Genomic DNA, 23300 nt, shown 5'->3' with positions numbered 1-23300 from the left:
GCGTTTCGAACGTCCTGCAAACAGCAGCGCCTCCCTGATTTGAGGGGAGGGGGCGTGGTCACCCTGGCCGGGACACGCAAAAGCCCCTCCTTGGTGCTCGATGGCGCCATCCTTGGCGCCAACGGTCCCGGCCAGGGTGATCACGCCCCCTCAGGACGGTTTCCGTGCGCGCGGCCAACGCGCGCGCGGCGGAGCGAAGAGGGCCCCATGACTTCCGGGGTTCGGGGCGGGGCAGGGTGGCGGGCTACAATCGAAGGTTCCACTACCAGGGGCCGCTCCATGCGCTCGAACCTGCTTGCATTCTCCGTCGTCGCCAGCCTTGGGCTGGTCCAGGTCGCCCATGCCGCTGAAGGCATGTGGGTGCCGCAGCAGCTGCCGGAAATCGCCGGCCCGCTGCAGAAGGCCGGCCTCAAGCTGTCCCCGGAACAGCTGGCCAACCTGACCGGCGACCCGATGGGCGCGGTGGTTGCCCTCGGCGGCTGCACCGCCAGCTTTGTCTCGCCGCAGGGCCTGGTGGTCACCAACCACCACTGTGCCTACGGTGCGATCCAGCTGAACTCGACCGCGCAGAAGAACCTGATCAAGGATGGCTTCAACGCGCCCAAGCTCAGCGATGAACTGAGCGCCGGCCCGAACGCCCGCGTGTTCGTGCTCGACCAGATCACCGACGTCACCGCCCAGGCCAAGGCCGCCATCGCCGGCGCCGGCAACGACCCGCTGGCACGCAGCCGCGCGCTGGACGCCTTCGACAAGGCCCAGGTCGCCGCCTGTGAAGCCGATGCCGGCTTCCGCTGCCGCCTGTACAGCTTCTCCGGCGGCAACACCTACCGCCTGTTCCGCAACATGGAAATCAAGGACGTGCGCCTGGTTTACGCGCCTCCGGGCAGCGTCGGCAAGTTCGGCGGCGACGTCGACAACTGGATGTGGCCGCGCCACACCGGCGATTTCTCGTTCTACCGCGCCTACGTCGGCAAGGACGGCAAGCCGGCGGCGTTCGCGGCCGACAACGTGCCCTACCAGCCCAAGCACTTCCTGAAGTTCGCCGATACACCGCTGGGTGCCGACGACTTCGTGATGGTGGCCGGCTACCCGGGCCGCACCAACCGTTATGCGCTGGCCGGTGAGTTCAACGAGACCGCCAGCTTCACCTACCCGACCATCGCCAAGCACTACAACGCGGTGCTGAAGATGATCGCCGACGCCGGCAAGGCCGATGCCGATGTCAAGGTGAAGTACGCCGCCACCGCCGCCAGCATGAACAACGTGGCCAAGAACTACCTGGGCCAGCTGGAAGGCTTCAAGCGCATCGACGCCGCCGGCCAGAAGCAGGCAGAAGAAGCCGCCGTGCTGGCGTGGCTGAAGAAGCAGGGTGCTGCCGGCAAGCCGGCGCTGGCCGCACACGCGCAGCTGCTCAAGCATCTGGATACCAGCAAGTCCACCCGCGAACGTGACCTGTTCGTCGGCCAGTTCAACAACACCTCGGCCGTTGGCGCGGCGATCACCCTGTACCGCCTGTCGATCGAGCGCAGCAAGCCCGATGCCGAGCGCGAAGCCGGTTACCAGGAACGCGACCTGACCACCATCGAGGGCAGCCTGAAGCAGATGGATCGCCGCTACGTGGCGAAGATGGACCAGCAGCTGCAGGCCTACTGGCTCGACCAGTACGTGGCCCTGCCGGCCGCGCAGCGCGACAACGAGGTGCTGAACAAGTGGCTGGCCGGCAGCGATGCTGCTGCAGTGAAGTCGCTGGTGACCAAGCTGGGCGGCACCGAGCTGGGCAGCCTCGACACCCGCTTGAAGTGGTTCAAGGCCGACCGCGCTGCGTTCGAAGCCAGCAGTGATCCGGCCATCCAGTACGCCGTGGCCGTCATGCCGGCGCTGCTGAAGCAGGAAGAGCAGAAGAAGATCCGCGAAGGCGAATCGCTGACCGCGCGTCCGCTGTACCTGCAGGCCGTGGCCGATTACAAGAAGAGCCAGGGCGAGTTCGTCTATCCCGATGCCAACCTGTCGCTGCGCATCACCTTCGGCAACGTCATGGGTTACGGCAAGGACGGCGTGAAGTACACCCCGTTCACCACCCTGGAAGGTATTGCGGCGAAGGAAACCGGTGAAGATCCGTTCGACTCGCCGAAGGCACTGCTGGATGCGGTCAAGGCCAAGCGATATGGCGGCCTGGAAGACAAGCGGATTGGTTCGGTGCCGGTGAATTTCCTGTCCAACCTGGACATCACCGGTGGCAACTCCGGTTCGCCGGTGCTCGATGCCAACGGCAAGCTGGTCGGCCTGGCCTTCGACGGCAACTGGGAATCGGTCAGCTCCAACTGGGTGTTCGACCCGGTGATGACCCGCATGATCGCGGTCGACAGCCGCTACATGCAGTGGATCATGCAGGAAGTGGCGCCGGCGCCGCAGCTGCTCAAGGAACTGAACCTGGTGAAATAAACCGGTTGCGGTAGTGCCGGCCGCTGGCCGGCAACTCGGCATGCACATCCGGGCGGTGCATCCACGCATGGCGTGGATCTACTGGCCGCCTCCGGTAGCGCCGAGCCATGCCCGGCGGAATCCACAGGAAACCCGAAACCCCGCGACGCAGGTCGCGGGGTTTTTTCATGCCCCGACCGGCCCGGTCCGCCGAACAGGTATCATTCCTGTTCCGCGTACTTCACAGGATGTGAACACTGCGCCGGAACTCCTCCCCCAGGACCCCTTGTTCGCATGCGCATCCTGCTTGCCCGTCACGGCGAAACGCCGTGGAACGCCGAAGGCCGCTACCAAGGCCAGATCGATATTCCGCTTTCGCCCATCGGCGAAGCCCAGGCCCAGGCGCTTGGCGCCCGTTTGGCGTCGGTGGACATCACCCGTGCGGTGGCCTCGCCGCTGTCGCGCGCCCAGCGCACCGCACAGCTGGCCCTTGGCGCTGCACGTGCCGATATGCTGCTGACCGAGCCGGAGCTGCAGGAAATCGCCCACGGTGAGTGGGAAGGCCTGCTGGCCAGCGAAATCAACGAAAAAGACCCGTCGCGCCTGCAGGCCTGGCGCGAAGAACCCGATACCGTGCTGATGCCCGGCGGCGAATCGCTGCGCCTGGTGCTGGAGCGCAGCTGGCGCGGCCTGGCCCGTGCCGCTGATGGCCTTGGCGAGCATGACACCCTGCTGGTGGTCGCCCACGACGCGGTCAACCGGGTGATCCTGTGCAAGGTGCTGGGCCTGCCGCTGTCGCGGCTGTGGACCTTCCGCCAGGCACCGACCACCCTCAACCTGCTTGAAGGTTCCGATCTGGACAGCCTGGAAGTGGTGCGCCTGAACGACTGCGCCCACCACACGCCGTTCTTCGGTGAAGCCAAGCACCGCGCACTCTGAATTTCCTGTCCTGAACCACCTGTACCTGTTGGAAGCCTTGCCGTGAAGAACACCCCGACCACTCTGGCCGAATGGCTGGATTACATTGAACGCCAGCACCCGGCCACCATCGACATGGGACTGGAGCGCGTGCGCACCGTTGCCACCGCGATGGGCCTGGGCGCGCCGGCCAGGCACACCATCGTGGTCGGTGGCACCAACGGCAAGGGTTCCACCGTTGCCTTCATCGAAGCCATCGCGCGCGCTGCGGGCTGGAAGGTCGGTGCGTACACCTCGCCGCACCTGCTGCGCTACAACGAGCGCGTGCGCGTCGATGGCCAGGATGTCGACGACGCTGCACTGGTCGCTGCGTTCAATACGGTCGAGGCAGCGCGCGGCGATGTGACGCTGACCTATTTCGAGTACGGCACGCTGGCCGCGCTGCAGTTGTTCGCCGATGCCGCTCTCGATCTGGCCGTGCTGGAAGTCGGCCTGGGTGGCCGTCTGGATGCGGTCAACATTGTCGACGCCGATGTGTCGGTGATCACCACCGTGGATATCGACCACGCCGAATGGCTGGGCGAGGACCGCGAGACCATCGGTGCCGAGAAGGCCGGCATCATCCGCGGCTGGAAGCCGGTGATCCTGGGCGAGACCGATCCGCCGTCGAGCGTGCTGGCGCGCGCCTACCTGGTAGGTGCCAACGCGATCCGCGGTGGCAGCGACTATTTCTACGAACCGATCGACGCCCAGCGTTGGCGTTGGCGCGATGTCGGCACACGCCTGGAGTTGCCGACCCCTGCGCTGGCCGGGCCGATCCAGCTGGCCAACGCCGGTGCGGCGATCGCTGCGCTGCGTGCGCTGGACAAGCCGGTGCCGCGCGCGGCATGGGCCGCAGGCGTGGCCGCGGCGCGCATTGCCGGGCGCCTGCAGGCGTTCGAGCGCGACGGCGTGCAGGTTCGCGTCGATGTCGGCCACAACCCGCAGGCGGCCGCCCAGCTGGCGCGCGCGCTGAAGGCCGAGGCCGCCCCCGGGCGCACTCTGGCGGTGTACGCCGCGCTGCAGGACAAGGATGCTGTCGGCGTGGTGCAGGCCCTGCAGGGCGTGGTGGGCGACTGGACCCTGGCCGGGCTGGACGGCCCGCGTGGCCAGAGTGCGGTGCAGCTGCAGACGCGCTTGGCCGATACCGCGGCAGCCACTGCGACGCTGGCCGACACGGTCGAACAGGCGCTGGCGCAGGTGCTGGCGCGCGCCGAGCGAGGTGATCGGGTTCTGGTGTTCGGTTCCTTCCACACTGCCGCCGCTGCGCTGCAATGGCTGCAGGCCCACACCTGACCGCCGTTCAGCCATTGCCGACGCCGTCCGGTCCAGCACCCGTATAATCGACCGCAACGTCCAGCCTGCCGCCTGCCCTACGTGGATACGCCCCTGAAACAGCGTCTGATTGGTGCCATCGTCCTGGTGGCCTTGGCCGTCATCTTCCTGCCGATGCTCGTCAAGGGCCCGGCGCCGGACAGCGGTGTGGCCAATGTGCCGATCGCTGCACCCGATGCGCCGGCCGATGGCCAGTTCGAGACCCGTGAACTGCCGCTGGTCGCGCCTGCCGGTGGCGCCACCGGTCTGCAGAGTGGCCAGGCGCGTCCCGTCGATGAGGCTGCCGCACCGGCTGCACCGCCGACCGTGGACACGTCGCCAGCCGTCGCCGCCGGCAACTACGCAGTGACCTTTGGCGCCTACGGCAGCCAGGCCGATGCCGATGCGGTGGTCGCCTATCTGAAGCGCTCGCAGCTTCCGGGCTTCATCGAGACCGCATCGATCAACGGTCGCCCGGCCTGGCGCGTGCGCGTTGGACCGTATGCCGACCGTGCCCAGGCCGAAGCGGGCCGGCTGCAGGCGGTCAAGGTCCGTGCCGACGTGAAGGCAGAAGTCATCACCCTCGATGCGAAGCCCTCGACCAGCGCACCGGTGGCCAGTACGCCGGCGCCCGCGCCGAGCGCCAGTACCCCGATCGCGGCGGCTACGCCGTCGGCGACCGGCAACCCGGTGCGCAGTGAAAGCCTGCCGCCGAGCACGCCGACCGCAGCAGCGCCGCCGGCTACCAAGCCGGTGGCCAAGCCGGAACCGAAGCCCGAGCCCAAGCCGGAAACCACCGCCAGCAAGCCGGCCACGCCGCCGACTACGCCGGCTGCACCGGCCGCCAGCGGCGTGGGTTTTGCCGTGCAGCTTGGCGCGTTCGGCCAGGCCAACGACGCCAACGCCCTGCGCGACAAGGTCCGCGCGGCAGGTTTCAGCGCCTTCGTCGAGCAGGTGCGCACCGAAAAGGGCAGCCTGCACCGGGTCCGTGTCGGGCCGGTGGCCAACCGCGCCGATGCCGAACAGTTGAAGGCGCAGGTCGCCGCCAAGGTCGGCGTGGCCGGCATGGTGCGACCGCACCCATGACCTGTACGCGGCCCCGTTGCCAGCGCCGCCGAAGGAGCGGGGCGCCATGATCGACGTGGTGCTGCTGATCGTGATCGCCGCCTCGACCCTGCTCGGGTTGCTGCGCGGCTTCGTGGGCATTGTCATCGGCACCGTATCGTGGCTGGTAGCTGCCTGGGCGGCCTTTGCCTTCGGCAACGACGCCGCGCGCTGGTGGGCGGCACCGGCCGCGCCCGGCGGCGAGCATTTCATCGGTGGTTACCTGAGCGTCGGCATCGGCGTGATGATCGTCGTCGCCGTGATCGGCATGGTCATCAAGGCCATCGTTCACCGCAACATGCTGGGCAGCCTGGACCGCCTGCTGGGCGGGATCCTCGGCGCCGTGCGTGGCGGACTCATCGCAGCCGTGCTGCTGCTGCTGGCCGGCTTCACCCCGCTGACCGCCGAACCCTCCTGGCGTGGCTCGGCGCTGCGTCCGGTGCTGAACCCTGTCGTGGGCTGGATGAACAGCAAGCTGCCGCAGTGGCAGGTGCCGGGGGCCGATCTGCTGCCCAAGGCCTTGCCGATGGACGCACTGTCCCCATCTGCGTTGATGGAACTGGGCAAGAGCGCTGGCGTTGGAGTGGGCAAGCCGGGGGCGACAGGCGATAATGGCGTTCTCGATCAGATAGTGGCGGGCAGCGGATGGCTGCGGCCTGCGAAGGCGGAACAGGGCGAGGCATATGATCCGGCCGAAGTGCGCCCGGACGCCCCAGCACTACCGGGCAGCATCGAGCCGGGCGATCCGGCCAATGTCGACCGCAGACGCGGCGACAACTCTGGCCAGGCACGGCCACCTTCCTTGTAACTGGGCACAGCCCAGCGGAGACCTCGCATCATGTGTGGCATCGTCGGAATCGTCGGCAACCAGAATGTCGCCGGGCAGTTGTATGACGGCTTGACCGTCCTCCAGCATCGCGGCCAGGACGCGGCGGGTATCGCCACGGTCAATGGCAGCCGCCTGCGGGTGCAGAAGGCCACCGGGTTGGTCCGCGATGTCTTCGACGCACGCACCATGTCCACGTTGGAAGGCAGCGTTGGTATTGCCCATGTGCGCTACCCGACCGCCGGTTCGGAAGGCATGGATGAGGCGCAGCCGTTCTACGTCAATTCGCCGTATGGCATCGCGCTGGCCCACAACGGCAACCTGATCAATACCGAGGCCCTGCGCCAGCAGGTGTTCGAGCAGGACCGCCGCAACGTCAACACCGATTCGGACAGCGAAGTGCTGTTGAACGTGTTCGCCTACGAACTGGAACAGCAGCGCCAGCTCAGCCCGGAAGCCGCCATCCGCGCGGTGGCCGGCGTGCACCGTCGCTGCAAGGGCGGCTACGCGGTGGTCAGCGTGGTGCTGGGCCTGGGCCTGGTCGCCTTCCGCGATCCGCATGGCATCCGTCCGCTGGTGCTGGGCAAGCGCAGCCACGCCGAGGGAGACGAGTACATCGTTGCCTCCGAGTCGGCCGCGCTGGACGTGCTGGGCTTCCAGCGCGTGCGTGACGTGCAGCCGGGCGAAGCGCTGGTGATCACCGCGCGCGGCGAACTGTTCTCGGAAATCTGCGCCGAGCCGGCCGAACACACCCCGTGCATCTTCGAGTACGTGTACTTCGCACGCCCGGATTCGATGATCGACAACGTATCGGTGCACAAGGCGCGCATGCGCATGGGCATCAAGCTGGGCGAGAAGATCCTGCGCCTGCGCCCGGATCACGACATCGACACCATCATCCCGATCCCGGACACCTCGCGCGATGCCGCGCTGGAGATCTCCAACGTGCTCGGGGTGAAGTACCGCGAAGGCTTCATCAAGAACCGTTACATCGGCCGCACGTTCATCATGCCGGGCCAGGGCGAACGGGTGAAGTCGGTGCGTCGCAAGCTCAACCCGATCCACCTGGAATTCCGCAACCGCGTGGTGCTGCTGGTGGACGACTCGATCGTGCGTGGCACCACCAGCCAGCAGATCGTGCAGATGGCGCGCGACGCCGGTGCACGCAAGGTCTACCTGGCCAGCGCCGCGCCGCCGGTGCGTTACCCGAACATCTACGGCATCGACATGCCGGCGGCGGAAGAGCTGGTCGCGCACAATCGCAGCATCGAGGAAATCGAAGCCCACCTGGGCTGCGACTGGCTGATCTACCAGGACATCGAAGACATGGAAGCGGCGGTGAGCGAAGGCAATCCGGCGCTGCGCAACTTCGATTCGTCGTGCTTCAACGGCCATTACCCGACCGGCATCGAACCGGGCTATTTCGAGCGCATCCAGCAGCTGCGTTCGGACGACGCCAAGCACAAGCGCCGCGCCTGAGATCCAGGTGGTGAACGATGTGCCCGACGTCGGTGGCAATCTGCTGCGCGCCGCGCAGCAGTGCCTGGCCGAAGCCGATCCCCTGCGCAAGGTCGCACTGACCCAGGCCTACGCCGCTGCGTTCCGCGCCGGCCGCTTGAGCGTGCCGGCCGAGGTGCCGCCAGCGGATCCGATCCGCATGCCGGGCCGCCCGCCGCAGCTGATGATGGTGCATCCGCGTGAAGTGCCGAGGCGCGGCCTGGGCGGGGTACCCGGGCGCGCCGCGTTCATCCACGCCATCGCCCATATCGAACTCAATGCGATCGACCTGGCCTGGGATGCGGTCTACCGCTTCCGTGGTCTGCCAGCTGCGTTCCATGCCGACTGGGTGAGCTGCGCGGACGATGAATCGCGCCACTTCATGCTGTTGCGCGAGCGCCTGTTGGCGCATGGCCACGACTACGCCGATTTCCCCGCCCACAACGGCCTGTGGGAGATGTGCGAGAAGACCGCGCACGACGGCCTGGCGCGCATGGCGCTGGTGCCGCGCGTGCTGGAAGCACGTGGGCTGGACGTGACCCCGGGCATGATCGACAAGCTGCGCAACGTCGGCGATGGTGAAACCGCCGATGTGCTGGAGGTGATCCTGCGCGAGGAGGTTGCCCACGTTGCCGCTGGATCGCGCTGGTTCCGGTGGTACTGCGAGCGCGCAGGTGTCGAACCGCGCGCACGTTTCAAGGAACTGCTGGTCGAGTATGCCGGGGGCTACCTGCACGGACCGTTCAATATCGAGGCGCGCCTGCTGGCCGGGTTCGATGCGGATGAACTCGCCAATCTGATCGAACAGGCGGGTTGAGTCGCGTCGGTTGATCCTCATCCACGCATGGCGTGGATCTACTGGACGGATCGCGTAGATCCACGCCATGCGTGGATGCCTTTCACCCTTTCACCCGTTCGGCAACACCACGCGCCTGCCATCCACCGTCGGCCGGTTGATGTAGAACAACCCCGGCCCGGGTCGATACGGTAACTCGCTGACACCAGCATCGGCGGCGTAGGTCAGCGCGGTATCGCCCAGTGCATCGAAATTCCAGTGCGCGGACTGCATCAGGTAACGGCGGCGCAGCAACGCTTCCTGCGTCGGGGTCAGCGGCTGGCCGGCGATCAGGCGACGAGCGATCGGCTGCAACGCGCTGGGCAGCTCCCACCCCGCCACCTCGGCGGCATCAGCGGTCCAGGTCACGCCGGCATCGATGGCGTGCTTCTGCATCACCTGCAGTGCAACCAGCTGATAGCGCCAATCGATGCGTCGGTGCAGCACCACTGCCGCGGTGACGTACAGCACCGGCGACATCAGCACGCTGCGGCTGCCCGCGCGTCGCTGCTGCTGCCACTGGTGCCAGACATCGACCCAGACTTCCTTCGGACTCAGCCCCAACTGCTGCCGCCAGCGTTCGGCGTCGGCCTGTGCTTCAGCGTAGGCGGTCGTTGCCTGCAGCTGGGCCAGTGGCGGCGTCTGGTAGTCCTCCACGCCGGGCCGGCGCAGTTGCTGCCGTCGCGGCCTGCTGAGCAGCTTGGGCCCTTCTTCCACCTGGTCGTAGCCGCCGCCGATGTTGGCGTGCACACCAGGCAATGCGATCTCGGGATAGGCTGGTGCCACGGTGGTCAGTGCATAGTGCTGGCGATGCTCATCGCGCGCGCTGAGCTGCAACACCGCCTCGGCGATGCCTGCGGGCAGGGCGATGCGGGGTTGCTCGTCGGCGCGTCCCCCGTTGACGGCGACCACTGTGTCGAACAGGCCGATGAAGCGCAGTGCCGGCCGTAGCAGGGCGAAGTCGGCGCTGCACGAAAGCCCGGCCTGCTGCAGCAGCTGCCGCCAGTGCGGGGCATCCCACCCTCGCAGGTTGTTGGCCACATCGCGCGCGGCGGCTGCGCCCCGCGAGTAACCGAACAGATCCAGCTGCACGCTGTGCAGGGGCGCGCGCCACTGCACTGCAAGCGCCGACAGTGCCGCCGGCAGCAGCGCCTGCAGTGCACGCTGCACTTTCGCCCGCACGCCGCTGGCACCGATGCCGAAGGCCAGGCCGATCAGGTCGTCCTCAGCGTCGTCACGGGTACCGACACCTTCAACATAGATCGCCAGCGAGGGCGTGCTGCCAGGCGTGCGTCGGCTGTCCGGATACAGCTGATGCAGGCGCGCGATGTTGGTGGCGCCGTTGTCGTAGCTGCTGGTCAGTCGGCTCTGGTAGGTCGAATCATCATCGGCGCGGAGCAGGGCAGGGCGTGGTCGCGGCGGCTGCCGGTGCCCCTGCGCCAGGTTGTGCGCGTTGTTGCGGGTACCGTCGAAGAACAGGCCGATCCGCAGCAGGCCCGGATCAGCCGTCATGTCACTGCTGTGCTGTCCTGGTGCCATGTGCATTCCCCGTCGCGGCGGTGTCACGGTAGCGCGAAAGCTGTGTATTGGCGATGTGCAGTGACGCTTTTGACCTCACTGAACGCAGATGCGGTTGATCACAGATCGCGATTTTCATTCCCCTCATCTATTGAATTCACACGCCCCGCGCAGGCCTGATGGCCAAACCCGGCACCCCGGGTCGTGCTGCATCAACGCTGTCCACTTCACTCCAAGGAGCGACAAGATGATGTCCAGATCGATAAGTAAAGCGACAGGTGGTCTGTTGTTGGGATTGTCGGTAGCCGCGACCGCCAGTGCGGCGCCGCTGTTCGAGCCGGTCACCGTGCTCAGCCGTGCATCGGCCACCAGTGAGCCGGCACTGGGGCGGTTGCTGGCCACCCCGTCCACCGCCGCTGTACAGGAAGTGCGTGTCGATGCCGCTGCCACCGCGCAGCCGCAACTGGAATTCGAGCTGCTTGGACAGAAGGTGCAGGCCGTTCGCAGCAAGGTCGAGGCGCTGCCGGATGGCGGCAGCGTCTGGTACGGCCAGTTGCGCGCGCCGTCCGATCGCCTGCAGGCGGCCACGTCCAATGGCCAGGACGATCCGGGCAACTCGGTGATCCTGGTGCGCTCTGGCAATACCCTGACCGGCTCGATCCGCAAGGACGGCAAACTGTATCGCCTGCGCCCGCTGGGCAACCGCCACGTGCTGGTCGAGGTGGATGAATCGCGGATGCCGGCTGACCATCCGGCCGACTACAACCAGTTGCCGAAGATCGCCATGCCGGCCAATGATCGACTCGGCGCCGCGCAGGCCTCGTCGGGAAGTCCGGCGACCATCCGCGTGCTGGTGGTGGCGACCAATGCTGCGGTGGCCGCCTACGGTGGCAACATGCAGTCGCTGGTGCAGCTGGCCGTTGCCGAATCCAACCAGGGTTACGTCAACAGCAACGTTGGCCTGACCCTGCAGCTGGCCGGCTATGAAACCACCAGCTACGCTGAGTCCGGCAATTTCACCACGGACCTGTCGCGCTTCCGTGGCACCAGCGACGGCTACATGGACAGCATCCACACCAGCCGCAACAACACGGCCGCCGACGTCGGCGTGCTGCTGATCAACAACACCAGCTATTGCGGTCTGGCGTCGGGCATCGGCTCCACCGCGTCGACTGCGTTCGCCGCGGTGTACTGGGATTGCGCCACCGGCTACTACTCGTTCGCCCATGAAATCGGCCACCTGCAGAGCGCGCGGCACGATATCGCCAGTGATCCGAGCACGTCACCGTATGCCTATGGCCATGGCTATCGCTATGAACCGGCCAGCGGATCGCGCTGGCGAACGATCATGGCCTATGACTGCTCGGCCGGCTGCCCGCGGCTGAATTACTGGTCCAATCCGAACATCAGCTACAACGGTGTGCCGATGGGTATCGCCAGCAGTGCCGACAACCAGCGCGTGCTGGTCAATACCAAGGCCACCATCGCGGCCTTCCGCTGAGGCCAGGCGCCGACCAGGGGCGGCTTCTACCAGGGCGTGTTCACCTGCTCTGGTAGATGCCAACCCTGGTTGGCACCCCGCGATCCATCATTCGCGGCTGAGCGTTTCCAGGGTCCAGCCGTTGGCGTCCACGCGCAGCACCGAACCCTGTTCGTACCAGTCACCCAGCACGATGCGGGTGCAGCTGCGTCCGCCGGCCTGCAGGCTGTGGATCGCCGGGCGATGGGTGTGGCCATGGATCATCGTGTCCACGCCGTGGCGCACGTAGGTGGCTTCCACTTCGGCCGGGGCCACGTCGGTGACGGTTTCGAACTGCGCACGGTCGCCCTGCTTCATTTCCGACTGGCGCGCCTGGCTGGCATCGCGCGCTTTCTGTGCGAAGGCGATGCGCGCGGCCAGCGGCTGCGACAGGAACTGCGCCTGGAAGACCGGGTCGCGGGTCTGTGCGCGGAACTGCTGGTAGGGAATGTCATCGGTGCACAGCAGATCGCCGTGCTGCAGCAGCACCGGGCGACCGTACAGCTCGATCATGCACGGGTCCGGGAGGATACGCAGGCCCGCGCGGCGGGCATAGTCTTCGCCCAGCAGGAAGTCACGGTTTCCGCGGATGAAGAAGACCGGCACGCCGTTGTCGGACAGCACCTTCAGGGCATCGGCTACCGCGTCGGCAGCGGCCGAGGGAGTGTCATCGCCGATCCAGGCTTCGAACAGATCGCCGAGGATGTACAGCGCATCGGCGCCGGGCGCTTCCTCGCGCAGGAAGCGCAGGAACAGGTCGGTGATGGCCGGACGGCTGGGGTCCAGATGCAGATCGGAGATGAACAACGTGGTCATGCGGACATTCTAGGGCATCACTCCGCTGCTGGCGCAGGGCTGTGCCGGCTACACCGGCAGCGGCAGCCAAGCCAGGCTGGCCGAGGCCAGCAGTGCGGCGATGCCGGTGGCAGCCAGAACGTCACTTGGGTAGTGCAGGCCAAGTACCACGCGTGACAGGCCCACACCAAAGGTGAACGGCACCAGCAGCGGTGCCAGCCAGGGGTAATAGGCCAGCGCGACGATGGTGAACGACACCGCATGCAGCGTATGCCCGGATGGGAAACTGAACTCATCCAGCGGCGCCACCCAGGCGCGGATACGCAGGTCGGCCGCGTACGGCCGTGGCCGCCGGGTCCAGCGTTTCAACCCCTTGTACAGCAGCAGTGCGGCCAGCCCGGTGGCGGCCATGTGCACCGATGCACGCAGGCCGTCGAAGCCATCAATGAGCACCAGCGCACCCATCAATACGTACCAGAACACGCCATCGCCGAGCCGGCTGATGATCGAGAAGGCACGCCGCACGCGGCGACGTCGGCAGTAGTGGTTGGCACGCCGACACAACCGGGCTTCGCGACCTGCCAGCAGTTCAAGCGGCGTGGTGCGCATGTCCGCTCCTCCGCGCGCTGGCCAGTTCCGCCAGCAGGTCTTCAAACTCCGCCACCACCTGCTGTGGGTGCAGTCGCTTCATTGCCCGTGCCGCGTTGCCGCCCAGTTCGCGGCGCAGGGCATCATCGGCAGCCAGTTGAACCGCTGCCTGCACGAACTGCTCGTCGCCATCCACTGCCGCACCGTTCTCGCCGTTGCGCAGGTACTCGCGGGCCGCGCCGTAGTCGAAAGCGACCGTCGCCAGGCCGCTTGCCATGCTTTCCAGGGTCACGTTGCCGAATGTCTCGCTGCGGCTGGGGAACAGGAACAGGTCGCCACTGGCGAAATGTCGGGCCAGGGCATCGCCGCGCTGGATGCCACAGAAGATGAAATCGGGATTCTCATGCGCCAGCTTCTCGCGCGCCGGGCCATCGCCGACCCAGATGAAACGCGCTTTCGGGCGTACCTGCTGCAGCCTGCGGAACGCCTTCACCGCCAGGCCGAGATTCTTTTCGGCGGCGATGCGGCCGACGTAGATCGCTGCCAGGCCGGTGCCATCGATGCCCCATTCCTCGCGCAGCGCCGGGTCGCGCCGCGACGGGTCGAACTGCTGGCTGTCGACCGCACGCGCGAGCAGGCGCACACGCTCGAAGCCCTGCTCGGTCAGGAATTCCTGCAGTTCGCGGGTGGGCACGAGGGTTGCGTCAGCCTGGTTGTGGAAGCGACGCATCCAGCGCATTGCCGCCGATTGCAGCCACGCCACGCCATAGTCGGGCAGGTATTCGTCGAAGCGGGTGTGGAATCCGGTAGCGACCGGAATGCCGAGGCGCCGTGCGGTGCGCAGCGCCGACCAGCCCAGCGGGCCCTCGGTCGCCACGTAGATCGCATCCGGGCGCTGCTGCCGCCAGTGCCTGCCCAACCGGATCGGTGCCGGCAGGCCGAAGCGCAGGCCGGGATAGCGCGGCAATGCCGCGCCCGGTACCAACAAGGTGCCCGGCGCCGTCTCCAGCGCTTCGCTGACCTGTCGCGGACGGATCAGGTCGACCTCGTGGCCGGCGGCGCGCAATCCCTGCTCCAGGCCCTGCACGGTCAGTGCGACGCCGTTGATCTCCGGTGGGTAGGTTTCGGTGACGATGGCATAGCGCATGGCGGGCCTCCGGTTTTACGCATGCTCGGCCCTGCCGATGTAGACGACATGACCGCTTTGCGACAGCACGATGACGGCCGGGCAGAGCGCTGCCTGCGTAGTTCAGGGCACAAAAAACCACGGCCCCGAAGGGCCGTGGTCGTGGTGTTCTGACAGCGCGTGGATCAGAAGCTCTGCTTGTACTGCATGTACACGAAGCGGCCGATGTCGAAGCTGCCCGAGTAGGAGTACACCGAGTTCGGCTTGGTGTACATCACCGGGCCGAGACGGTTGAACACGTTGTTGGCACCCACCGAGACGGTGGCGTTCCACGGCAGCTTGTAGCGCACCTGCACGTCATTGAAGGTCACCGAACCACGCTCGTTGTAGTTGCGGGCGCCCTTGTACCAAGGCGCGTACACGCCCGGATCGGAGCACTCGTCCGGGTGGTTCGGCAGGCTCAGGCACTGCTCCTTGACACCGGAGTAGTAACGCGCCGTCCAGCTGACGCCGAAGTTCTCGTAGTCCCAGCCGATGGTGGCATTGGAGCGCACGCGGAAGCCGATGCCGGTGTTGGTGGCGATACCGTTGGTGGTGGTCGGCACGGTGGCCACGTCATTGGACGAACGGTTGATGTTCGAGCTGACGTAGGTGGTCGACCACGAGGTGCTCAGCTTGCCGTAGTCGGTATCCAGACGGTAGCTGACGTCCATGTCGTAGCCTTCGGTCTCGGCGAAGCCCGCGTTGCGGTTGCCGAACTTCAGGCCCGTGACGATGCCGGTGACCGGATCACGCGAGAAGCGCGCGCAACGCGACTCGATGTTCTGCTCGTAGCAGTCGATCAGGATCTGGTTCGAGCTGTCGGACACGATGGTGTTGTCGATGCGGATCTTCCACCAGTCCAGCGACACATTGAAGTTGCTGATGAAGGTGGGGCTCCACACCACGCCCAGCGTGCGGCTGGTCGAGGTTTCCGGCAGCAGGTCCGGGTTGGAGCCGGAGGTGAACGCCACCGGGCTGGCCGCGCTCGAACCGCTGGTCGGCCTGTTGGTGCTGTCCAGCTGGCGGTACGTATCGATGTTGGCAATGTCCTGGGCGCAACGTGCACGCACGGCGCTGTTGGAACGGGCCGAGCCGTACACGCTGTCGCAGGGATCGCTGAAGGTCGGGAAGGTCTGCGAGCCGCCGCCGTACAGATCGTTGATGGTCGGCGAGCGGAAGCCCTCGGCCCAGGTGCCACGCACCAGCAGCTGGTCGATCGGCTTCCACTTGAAGCCGAACTTGCTGTTGAGGGTGTCGCCGAAGGTGTTGTAGTCGGAGTAGCGGGTAGCTGCGTTGAAGCTCAGTTCACGCGCGCCGGGCAGGTCGGCCAGCACCGGCACGTTCAACTCCAGGTAGGCTTCCTTCACCTTGTACGAGCCGCCGGTCGGTCCAGCGGCCAGGTTGGTGGTCGCGCCGGTCTGGGCCAGGGCATCGGGAATGAACTTGCCGTTCTCTTCACGGTTTTCCAGGCCGAATGCGAAGCCGAGGTCGCCTGCCGGCAGGGTGAGCAAGCTGCCACTCAGGTTGGCGAACCAGTTCTTGGTCGTGGTTTCACCGGTAGCGTTCTCGGCGGGGAACAGCCAGTCCTGCAGGGCCTGGTTGCCGTCCAGGCCATACGGGTTCTGTACGCCGTAGGGAACCAGCGGATTCCACACCATGCAGTTGGCCTTCGGAGCTGCAGCGCTGCCGCACTCGACCTTACCGGTGGCGTTGTTGAAGTAGGACGGGCCCACTGCATCGATGACACGCTGCTTGTGCAGGTTGCCGGTGGTGTGCTGGGTCAGCTCGTTCTTGCTGTACTGATAGCCCACTTCCCAGTCGAAGTAGCGCTCGCCCAGGTCGAAGGTGCCTTCGAAAGCGGCGACGGCGCGGTAGGTCTTCAGCTCGCTGGTGCTTTCGCGCGGCATTTCCCAGGTACGGCGGTTCCACGCCACCGACGTCGGCGTCGCATAGCCGTTCTTGTTGCCGAACGGGTTGAAGTAGCTGTCGATGGACATGTTGCCCGCAGCACCCGTCGCGCCCAGCGTGTTGGAAGCCAGCGGATAGCCAGCGGTGACGCGGGTCGAGGAGCGCTTGTTGTAGCCCAGTTCGGTCTTGAAGCGGACGTTGTCGGTGATGTTGGCCTGGCCGGAGAAGAACACCGAATCGCGCTTGATCGGATAGCTCAGGTGCATCTGATCGTTGGTGTTGCTGGTGTCGCCGGTGAATGCGGCCGGATCGGTCAGGTGGTAGTTGCCCGGCTTGGTCGGGTCGGCGCCACGGTTGAGCGAGTAGCCGCAACCGGCTGCGACCGTACAACCGGGACCACGCAGGCCGGTGAACTGGCCCCACTGGCTGGTCGTGGTCCAACCTTCGGTCGGGTGACGATCGGTGTTGCTGTAACGGCTGAAGCCGCGGTCACGTGCCCAGACGGCCTTTTCCTCGGAGTGCTCCAGTGCCAGGGTGGCCGAGAAGCGGTCATTGGACCAGCCGGCAACCACGTCGACACGGTCGCGGGCACCGTCACCCTCGCTGAACTGGCCGTGGTAGACATTGGCGGTCACGCCGCTGACGTTGCTGCGGGTGATGATGTTGACCACGCCGGCCATGGCGTCGGAACCATAGATGGCCGAGGCGCCGTCCTTCAGGATCTCCACGCGCTCGATCGCCGACACCGGCAGGACCGACAGGTCCTGGTAGCCGGAGGTGCTGATGCCCAGGCGCTTGCCGTTGACCAGTACCAGCGTGCGCTGGGTGCCCAGGCCGCGCATGTCCACGTAGGTGCCACCGGCATTCTCACCGGCGGTCAGCACGTTGGCGCGGCTGATGGTCGGGGTGCCCATCGCGGTGACGTTCTGCAGGATGTCCGAGACCGAGCTGAAGCCTTGGCGCTCGATGTCCATCCGGCTCAGCGCCAGCACCGGCTGGGCGGTTTCAACGTCGACCTGGCGGATACGCGAACCGGTGATCTCGATGCGGTCCAGGTTGGTCGGCGAGGCAGTGCTGCCGCTCTGTGCGAACGCCGGCAGGGCGGCCAGGGTGGCGGTGGTTGCCAGGGCGTAGCGGATGGCCTGCCCCAGTGCGGTGGTGCGTGAAGTCATGACGAGCTCTCTCTCTCGGGTCGTGCAAAGGACGCCAAAGCGGGCGTCGAAGGAATCAGCAGGTCCAGGACCGAGCCGATGACCCGATAGTAGTCTCGTTGGTTAATGCTATGTAAAGAGGGGGTGTCGATTTGTGTCGTTACACATCAAGCGCCTTCACCAAACGTGAACAAAAGCAGGGGTTTACATCAGGGCGAGACGCACGCACCCGCCACCAGCTGCTGCGTTGCAGCAGGAATTGGTGGCCGATTGCGCGGACTGTAACGAATTGTAATCAGGCAGCGGCGGGCGTCCCGACGCCCTGCTTACACCACGAACGGACGGAACTGGATGCCCAGTCCAGCGATGCCCTCGGTCTCGCCGATCAGGTCGGCGCGCAGCAGCGGCCGCGCATCGATGAAGGCCTGCGGCACGATCAGCGACAGGCGGCTGTCGTCGGCGGTCAACTCCAACGCCGGCAGTGGAGCGTCTTCGTGCGCACGGTTGAGCAGGACCGCCAGGCGCAGCAGGGCAGCCAGGCGCCGTGCCGTCAGCAGCAGACGTTCGGGAATGGCATCGAAGGCGGTCTTGCTGATGCCGCGGCGGTGAGTGCGCACCAGCGTCGCCAGCATCTGCTGTTCCTGCCGCGAGAAGCCGGCGATGTCCGAGTTCTCCAGTACATAGCTGCCATGCACGTGATAGCCGCTGTGCGCGATCATCAATCCCAGCTCATGCAGGCGCGCGGCCCAGCCGAGCATGCGTGCGTCATCGGCATCCAGCTTCCAGCGTTCCTGCACCTGCTCCAGCAACGACAGTGCGGTGTCCTGCACGCGGCCGGCCTGCACCGTATCGATGCCATAGCGCTGGGTAAGTGCGGCCACCGATTCGTCGCGCGGGTCATTGTCGCCGGCCCGGCCGAGGATGTCATAGAGGATGCCTTCGCGCATCGCGGCCTTGCTGACCAGCAGCTTCTGCAGGCCCAGGGCCTGGAAGGCCGCCTCCAGCACCAGGATGCCGCCGGCGATGATCGGGCGGCGATCGCTGGACAGGCCGGGTAGCACGATGTCGTCGATCTTCTTGGCCTTCAGCAGCTCATCGCGGAGCTGGGGCAACGCCTCGGCGGTGATCGCGCCCTTGCTCAGCTTCATCGTCGCGCAGATCTCGCTGATGGCCTTGTGGGTGCCGGACGAGCCCAGCGCTTCCTGCCAGCCCAGCGCGCGGTACTTGCTGGCGAAGGGCTGGAACTCCCGGCCGATCTCGGCCAGTGCATCCTTCCAGCGCTTCTTGCTGAGTTTGCCGCCCGGGAAAAAGCGTCGGGTGCTGGCGATGCAGCCGGCCTGCAGGCTTTCGCGCTCCAGAGTCTGCATGCCCTTGCCGATGATGAACTCGGTCGAGCCGCCGCCGATGTCGATCACCAGGCGGTGCTGGTCGGGCTTGGGGGGCTGCGCATGGGCCACGCCCAGATAGATCAGGCGCGCTTCCTCGCGGCCGCTGACCACTTCGATGGCGTGCCCGAGCGCGGTTTCGGCCGGCATCAGGAAGGCCTGCGGCGAACGCAGCTGGCGCACGGTATTGGTGGCCAGTGCGCGCACGCGATGCGGCGGGACGTTGCGGATGCGCTGGCCGAACCGGGCCAGGCACTCCAGCGCGCGCTGTCGCGCTGCGGCGGAGAGTCCGCCCTTGCCGTCCAGGCCATCGGCCATGCGCACGGTCTCGCGCAGGCGGTCGATCACCCGCAGCTGGCCAAGCGTGTAACGCGCGATGACCATGTGGAAACTATTGGAGCCAAGGTCGATGGCGGCCAGCAGGTCGCCATCCTGCAATGCGGGCGGAGTCGTGGTGGTATGCGGCATGGGCGAATGTTAGCCGAAGGGGCGGTGTACTCGTCACCGCGCGGCCTTCACATTTTGTGGGGGGAGTGCGGCAGGGCTGCGCCCTGCACCCGCAGAGGCAACGTCAACGTCAACGTCAAAAGCGGGGTATCCGTGGGATGGCGAGGTGGGTCCGGTTGCGGGGGACGCCGTGAACCCATCCTTGGGGGCTTGGCCGCGGCATCCATGCCGCGGACACCCCCGCAACCGGACCCACCCCGCCTTCGACAGAGTCCTGCGAACTGTCGGAATGGCATGGCCTGCTGTTGGTGGGTGTCGACCTTGGTCGACACGGTAGATCCACGCCATGCGTGGATGAGTCCAAAGGTGCCGACCCAAGTCGACGCCTGCCGGCTCAGAGTCCCTGCATCAATGCCATCTGCGCCGAATGCGGGGCTTCGTCGTGGGCCGGTGCGCGCTTGTGGTAAATGCCCTCGGCATCCAGTTCCCAGGCGTTGAGGTTGTCGTCCAGGTAGTTCTGCAGCACTTCGCGGTAGACCCGCTTGGCCAGTTCCGGGTCCAGGATCGGGAAGCAGGTTTCCACGCGCCGCAGCAGGTTGCGTTCCAGCCAGTCGGCGCTGGCGCAGTACAGCTCCGGCGCACCGTCGTTACCGAACCAGTAGACCCGGCTGTGTTCCAGGAAGCGGCCGACGATCGAACGCACGCGGATGTTGTCCGACACGCCGGGTACGCCCGGACGAAGGGTGCAGGCGCCACGGATGATCAGGTCGATCTGCACACCCGCCTGCGAGGCGGCGTACAGCGCACGGATCACCTGCGCTTCGTTGAGGGCGTTCATCTTGGCGATGATCCGCGCCGGTCGCCCGGCCGCGGCGATGCGCGTTTCGCGCTCGATCCTCGCCAGGATGCCGGTGTGCAGGGTAAAGGGTGACTGCAGCAGGCGCTTGAGCTTCATCTTCGACGCCAGCCCGGACAACTGCTGGAACAGCAGGTGCACGTCATTGCCGATGTCGGCGTCGGCCGTGATCAGGCTCAGATCGGTGTAGGCGCGCGCGGTACCGCTGTGGTAGTTGCCGGTGCCCAGGTGCACGTAGCGGCGCAGCTTGCGGCCTTCGCGGCGCACGATCAGCAGCATCTTGGCGTGGGTCTTGTAACCGACCACGCCGTACACCACCTGCACGCCGGCTTCCTGCAACCGATCGGCCAGGCCCAGGTTGGCTTCCTCATCGAAGCGCGCGCGCAGCTCGACCACCACGGTCACGTCCTTGCCGGCGCGTGCGGCCTGGATCAGCGCGTCGACGATCAGTGAATCCTTGCCGGTGCGGTACAGGGTCTGCTTGATCGCCAGCACGTTCGGATCGAGCGCGGCCTGACGGATCAGGTCCAGCACTGCAGCGAAGGCGTCGAAGGGGTGGTGCAGCAGCAGGTCCTTGCGCGCGGTGGTCTCGAAGATGCCGTCGCTGTCGCGCAGGGTGCGCGGGGTCATCGGCGGATACTTCAGGTCCGGCTGCGCGATCAGGTCGTACAGCTGGATGATGCGGTTGAGGTTGACCGGTCCATCGATGCGGTACACCGCGTTCTCGGTCAGGCCGAAGTTCTGCAGCAGGGTGCGCACGATGTCGCGCGGCATGTCGTGGGCGATTTCCAGGCGCACTGCAGGACGGTAGCCACGGTCCACCAGCTCGTCGCGCAGGGCCAGGGCCAGGTTCTCCACTTCCTCCTCGTCCACCACCAGCTCGGAGTTGCGGGTGACACGGAACTGATAGGCGCCCAGCACTTCCAGCCCCGGGAACAATTCGTCCACGAAGGTGGACAGCACCGAAGACAGGAACACGAAATTCTGCGACCCGCCGAGTTTTTCCGGCAGCTGGATGATCCGCGGCAGTGAACGCGGCGCACGCACGATGGCCAGGTGGCCGCTGCGGCCGAATGCATCGGTGCCCTTCAGCACCACCACGATGTTCAGCGACTTGTTGAGGATCTTCGGGAACGGATGCACCGGGTCCAGGCCCAGCGGGGACAGCACCGGCATGATCTCGTTGCGGAAGTAGGCACGCAGCCAGCGCTTCTGGCGGTGGGTCCAGGAATTGCGGCCCAGTACACCGATGCCGGCCTCCATCAGGGCCGGACGCAGCGTCTGGTTCCAGCAGCGGTACTGCTGGTCCACCAGCTCGGCGGCACGCTCGTGGATGGCATTGAGAATAGCCTGCGGGCTCATGCCATCCGGCGCCGGCGGCAGGCCGAACTCCTGCGCATGGCGCACCGCAGCGGCACGGATCTCGAAGAATTCATCCAGGTTGGTGCACGAGATGCACATGAAGCGCAGGCGCTCCAGCAGAGGTACCTGCGGGTCCATCGCCTGCGCCAGCACGCGGAAGTTGAAATCCAGCTGTGACAGTTCGCGGTTGATGTACAGCGCCGGGTCGCGCAACGGATCGCTGTCCGTGCTCACAGGGAGGGGGAGGGATCCGAGGCTGCTCATGGCGTCATTCTTCGAAGGAGGTCAGGGGGGCGGAGTCACGCGGCCGCACGTGGTCGGCATCGAAATGGCAGGCGAACACCGAGCCTTTGCCGACTTCGCTGTCGATTTCCAGACGTGCGTGGTGCAGACCGAGGATGTGCTTGACGATCGACAGGCCCAGGCCGGTGCCGCCGCTTTCACGCGAACGGCTGCTGGAGACACGGTAGAAACGTTCGGTCAGGCGCGGCAGGTGCGTGGCGGGAATGCCGTAGCCGGTATCACGCACCGCCAGTACCGCGCCGTCGCCCTCGCGGCGGAACTCCACCGCGATGCGGCCACCGGCCGGGGTGTAGCGCACCGCGTTGGTGACCAGGTTGGAAAACGCGCTGTGCAGTTCCTTGGTCGAGCCCTGCAGGTCCACGCCGGCCAGGTCATCAATGCTGATCTGGTGGCGGCCCTGGCTGTGCGCCTCGGCTTCGCGGCGCAGGGTGGCCAGCATGGGCTGCATGGCCACCGTCTCGGCCTCGCTGTGTTCCTGCGATTCCAGTCGCGACAGGGTCAGCAGGTCTTCCACCAACTGGGCCATGCGCTGGCTCTGCTTGCGCATCTCTTCCAGCATCGGTCCGGTTCCCGGGAAATCTTCCGGGTCCATCATGTCCAGGTAACCGTGGACCACGGTGAGCGGGGTGCGCAGCTCATGTGAAACGTTGGCCACGAAGTCGCGACGCACCTGTTCCAGGCGCAGCAGCTTGCTGACATCGCGCGCGATCAGCAGCCAGTAGTCGGACGAATAGGGAATCAGGCGCAGGTTCAGGCGGATCGCAGGATCGACCGGCGAGGGTACGTCCAGAATCGGTTCGGCATTGCGGCCACCGGCCAGCCAATGGGCCAGCGGCATCGGTTGCAGGCGTTCAACCAGGGCTTCACCCAGATCGCCGGGATGGTGCAGGCCGAGCAGCGCAGTGGCCGCTTCGTTGAACCACTGCACACGCTGGCTGTTGCGGTCGAGCACCACCACAGCGTCGGGCAGTGCAGCGGCCGCGGCACGATAGCTACGCAGCATGTCCAGCAGGCGCCGCTTGCGCACGCGCATCTCGACCTGGTTGCGGTACAGCAGACGGTCCAGCTCGTTCCAGACGCCGGTGCCTTCGGCGGCGGTATCCCAGCGCTGGCGTGCGGTCAGCCGGCGCAGCACGCGGCGCAGCCGCCAGTAGTGCCAGACCAGCGTGGCCAGTGCCGCCAGCGCGATGCACAGCCACAGGTGGCCAGTGAACCATCCGACCAGACCGGCCAACAGCAACACGGTGGCAACGGTGGCCAGTGTCTTCAACCAGGCAGAGCGGATGTGGCGGGGCATTGCGGTCTCGTCGTGGGTTGCAGCGGTTCACGCAGGTGAACCGAGGGTT

The 23300-nt window shown here is 66.4% G+C and carries 16 protein-coding genes; 8 read left to right on the top strand and 8 right to left on the bottom strand.

All coding sequences use genetic code 11. From position 1 onward, the window contains the following. Positions 1-279: 279 nt before the first annotated feature. From HUT07_RS15320 to HUT07_RS15290, 7 genes are all read left to right on the top strand, one after another. Positions 280-2442, top strand: coding sequence for a S46 family peptidase (locus HUT07_RS15320; RefSeq protein WP_176021642.1), 2163 nt, complete (start codon positions 280-282; stop codon positions 2440-2442). Between the two features lie 273 nt (positions 2443-2715). Then, on the top strand, positions 2716-3360 hold the full coding sequence (locus HUT07_RS15315; RefSeq protein WP_176021641.1) for a histidine phosphatase family protein: 645 nt from the start codon (positions 2716-2718) through the stop codon (positions 3358-3360). A gap of 42 nt (positions 3361-3402) precedes the next feature. Next, the gene (folC, locus tag HUT07_RS15310) at positions 3403-4674 is read left to right on the top strand and encodes a bifunctional tetrahydrofolate synthase/dihydrofolate synthase (protein WP_176021640.1); all 1272 of its coding nucleotides are present in this window, start codon (positions 3403-3405) and stop codon (positions 4672-4674) included. Positions 4675-4755: 81 nt separating this feature from the next. Then, a complete protein-coding gene (locus HUT07_RS15305; protein WP_176021639.1) occupies positions 4756-5778 on the top strand; it encodes an SPOR domain-containing protein in 1023 nt (340 codons plus the stop codon). A gap of 46 nt (positions 5779-5824) precedes the next feature. Beyond that, positions 5825-6604 carry a CvpA family protein gene (locus HUT07_RS15300; protein WP_176021638.1) on the top strand — a complete coding sequence of 260 codons (780 nt, stop codon included), beginning with the start codon at positions 5825-5827 and terminating at the stop codon, positions 6602-6604. 30 nt (positions 6605-6634) lie between these two features. Further along, positions 6635-8101 (top strand): amidophosphoribosyltransferase, encoded by a 1467-nt coding sequence (gene purF / locus HUT07_RS15295; protein ID WP_176021637.1) that lies wholly within the window; start codon positions 6635-6637, stop codon positions 8099-8101. Between the two features lie 10 nt (positions 8102-8111). After that, positions 8112-8936 carry a ferritin-like domain-containing protein gene (locus HUT07_RS15290; protein ID WP_176021636.1) on the top strand — a complete coding sequence of 275 codons (825 nt, stop codon included), beginning with the start codon at positions 8112-8114 and terminating at the stop codon, positions 8934-8936. 90 nt (positions 8937-9026) lie between these two features. Here HUT07_RS15290 and HUT07_RS15285 read toward each other — a convergent pair whose 3' ends face one another. Then, the gene (locus HUT07_RS15285; protein WP_176021635.1) at positions 9027-10499 is read right to left on the bottom strand and encodes a DUF2235 domain-containing protein; all 1473 of its coding nucleotides are present in this window, start codon (positions 10497-10499) and stop codon (positions 9027-9029) included. Between the two features lie 220 nt (positions 10500-10719). Between HUT07_RS15285 and HUT07_RS15280 the strand changes: the two genes are divergently transcribed. Further along, positions 10720-11973: a M12 family metallo-peptidase gene (locus HUT07_RS15280; protein ID WP_176021634.1), complete on the top strand. Its 1254-nt coding sequence runs from the start codon at positions 10720-10722 to the stop codon at positions 11971-11973. Between the two features lie 87 nt (positions 11974-12060). On the opposite strand, the gene lpxH is transcribed toward HUT07_RS15280, so the two are convergent. The 7 genes from lpxH to phoR all read right to left on the bottom strand — a co-directional run bounded on the left by lpxH (position 12061) and on the right by phoR (position 23251). Continuing rightward, positions 12061-12807: a UDP-2,3-diacylglucosamine diphosphatase gene (lpxH, locus tag HUT07_RS15275; protein ID WP_176021633.1), complete on the bottom strand. Its 747-nt coding sequence runs from the start codon at positions 12805-12807 to the stop codon at positions 12061-12063. Between the two features lie 48 nt (positions 12808-12855). Next, on the bottom strand, positions 12856-13395 hold the full coding sequence (locus HUT07_RS15270; RefSeq protein ID WP_176021632.1) for a phosphatase PAP2 family protein: 540 nt from the start codon (positions 13393-13395) through the stop codon (positions 12856-12858). Then, positions 13376-14521 (bottom strand): glycosyltransferase family 1 protein, encoded by a 1146-nt coding sequence (locus HUT07_RS15265; RefSeq protein WP_176021631.1) that lies wholly within the window; start codon positions 14519-14521, stop codon positions 13376-13378. Before HUT07_RS15265 ends, HUT07_RS15270 begins: the two co-directional genes overlap by 20 nt. 164 nt (positions 14522-14685) lie before the next feature. After that, the gene (locus HUT07_RS15260; RefSeq protein WP_176021630.1) at positions 14686-17622 is read right to left on the bottom strand and encodes a TonB-dependent receptor; all 2937 of its coding nucleotides are present in this window, start codon (positions 17620-17622) and stop codon (positions 14686-14688) included. A gap of 305 nt (positions 17623-17927) precedes the next feature. After that, positions 17928-19454: an exopolyphosphatase gene (gene ppx / locus HUT07_RS15255; RefSeq protein ID WP_176021629.1), complete on the bottom strand. Its 1527-nt coding sequence runs from the start codon at positions 19452-19454 to the stop codon at positions 17928-17930. A gap of 373 nt (positions 19455-19827) precedes the next feature. Continuing rightward, positions 19828-21915, bottom strand: a complete 2088-nt coding sequence (gene ppk1, locus HUT07_RS15250; protein ID WP_176021628.1) for a polyphosphate kinase 1 — start codon at positions 21913-21915, stop codon at positions 19828-19830. A gap of 4 nt (positions 21916-21919) precedes the next feature. Further along, positions 21920-23251 carry a phosphate regulon sensor histidine kinase PhoR gene (gene phoR / locus HUT07_RS15245; RefSeq protein ID WP_176021627.1) on the bottom strand — a complete coding sequence of 444 codons (1332 nt, stop codon included), beginning with the start codon at positions 23249-23251 and terminating at the stop codon, positions 21920-21922. Positions 23252-23300: the final 49 nt, after the last annotated feature.

Origin of the sequence: Stenotrophomonas sp. NA06056, assembly GCF_013364355.1 — a bacterium.
Lineage (GTDB): Bacteria > Pseudomonadota > Gammaproteobacteria > Xanthomonadales > Xanthomonadaceae > Stenotrophomonas.
The sequence above is the reverse complement of the archived record's forward strand: the minus strand, read 5'-3'. Positions and strand labels throughout refer to the sequence as shown.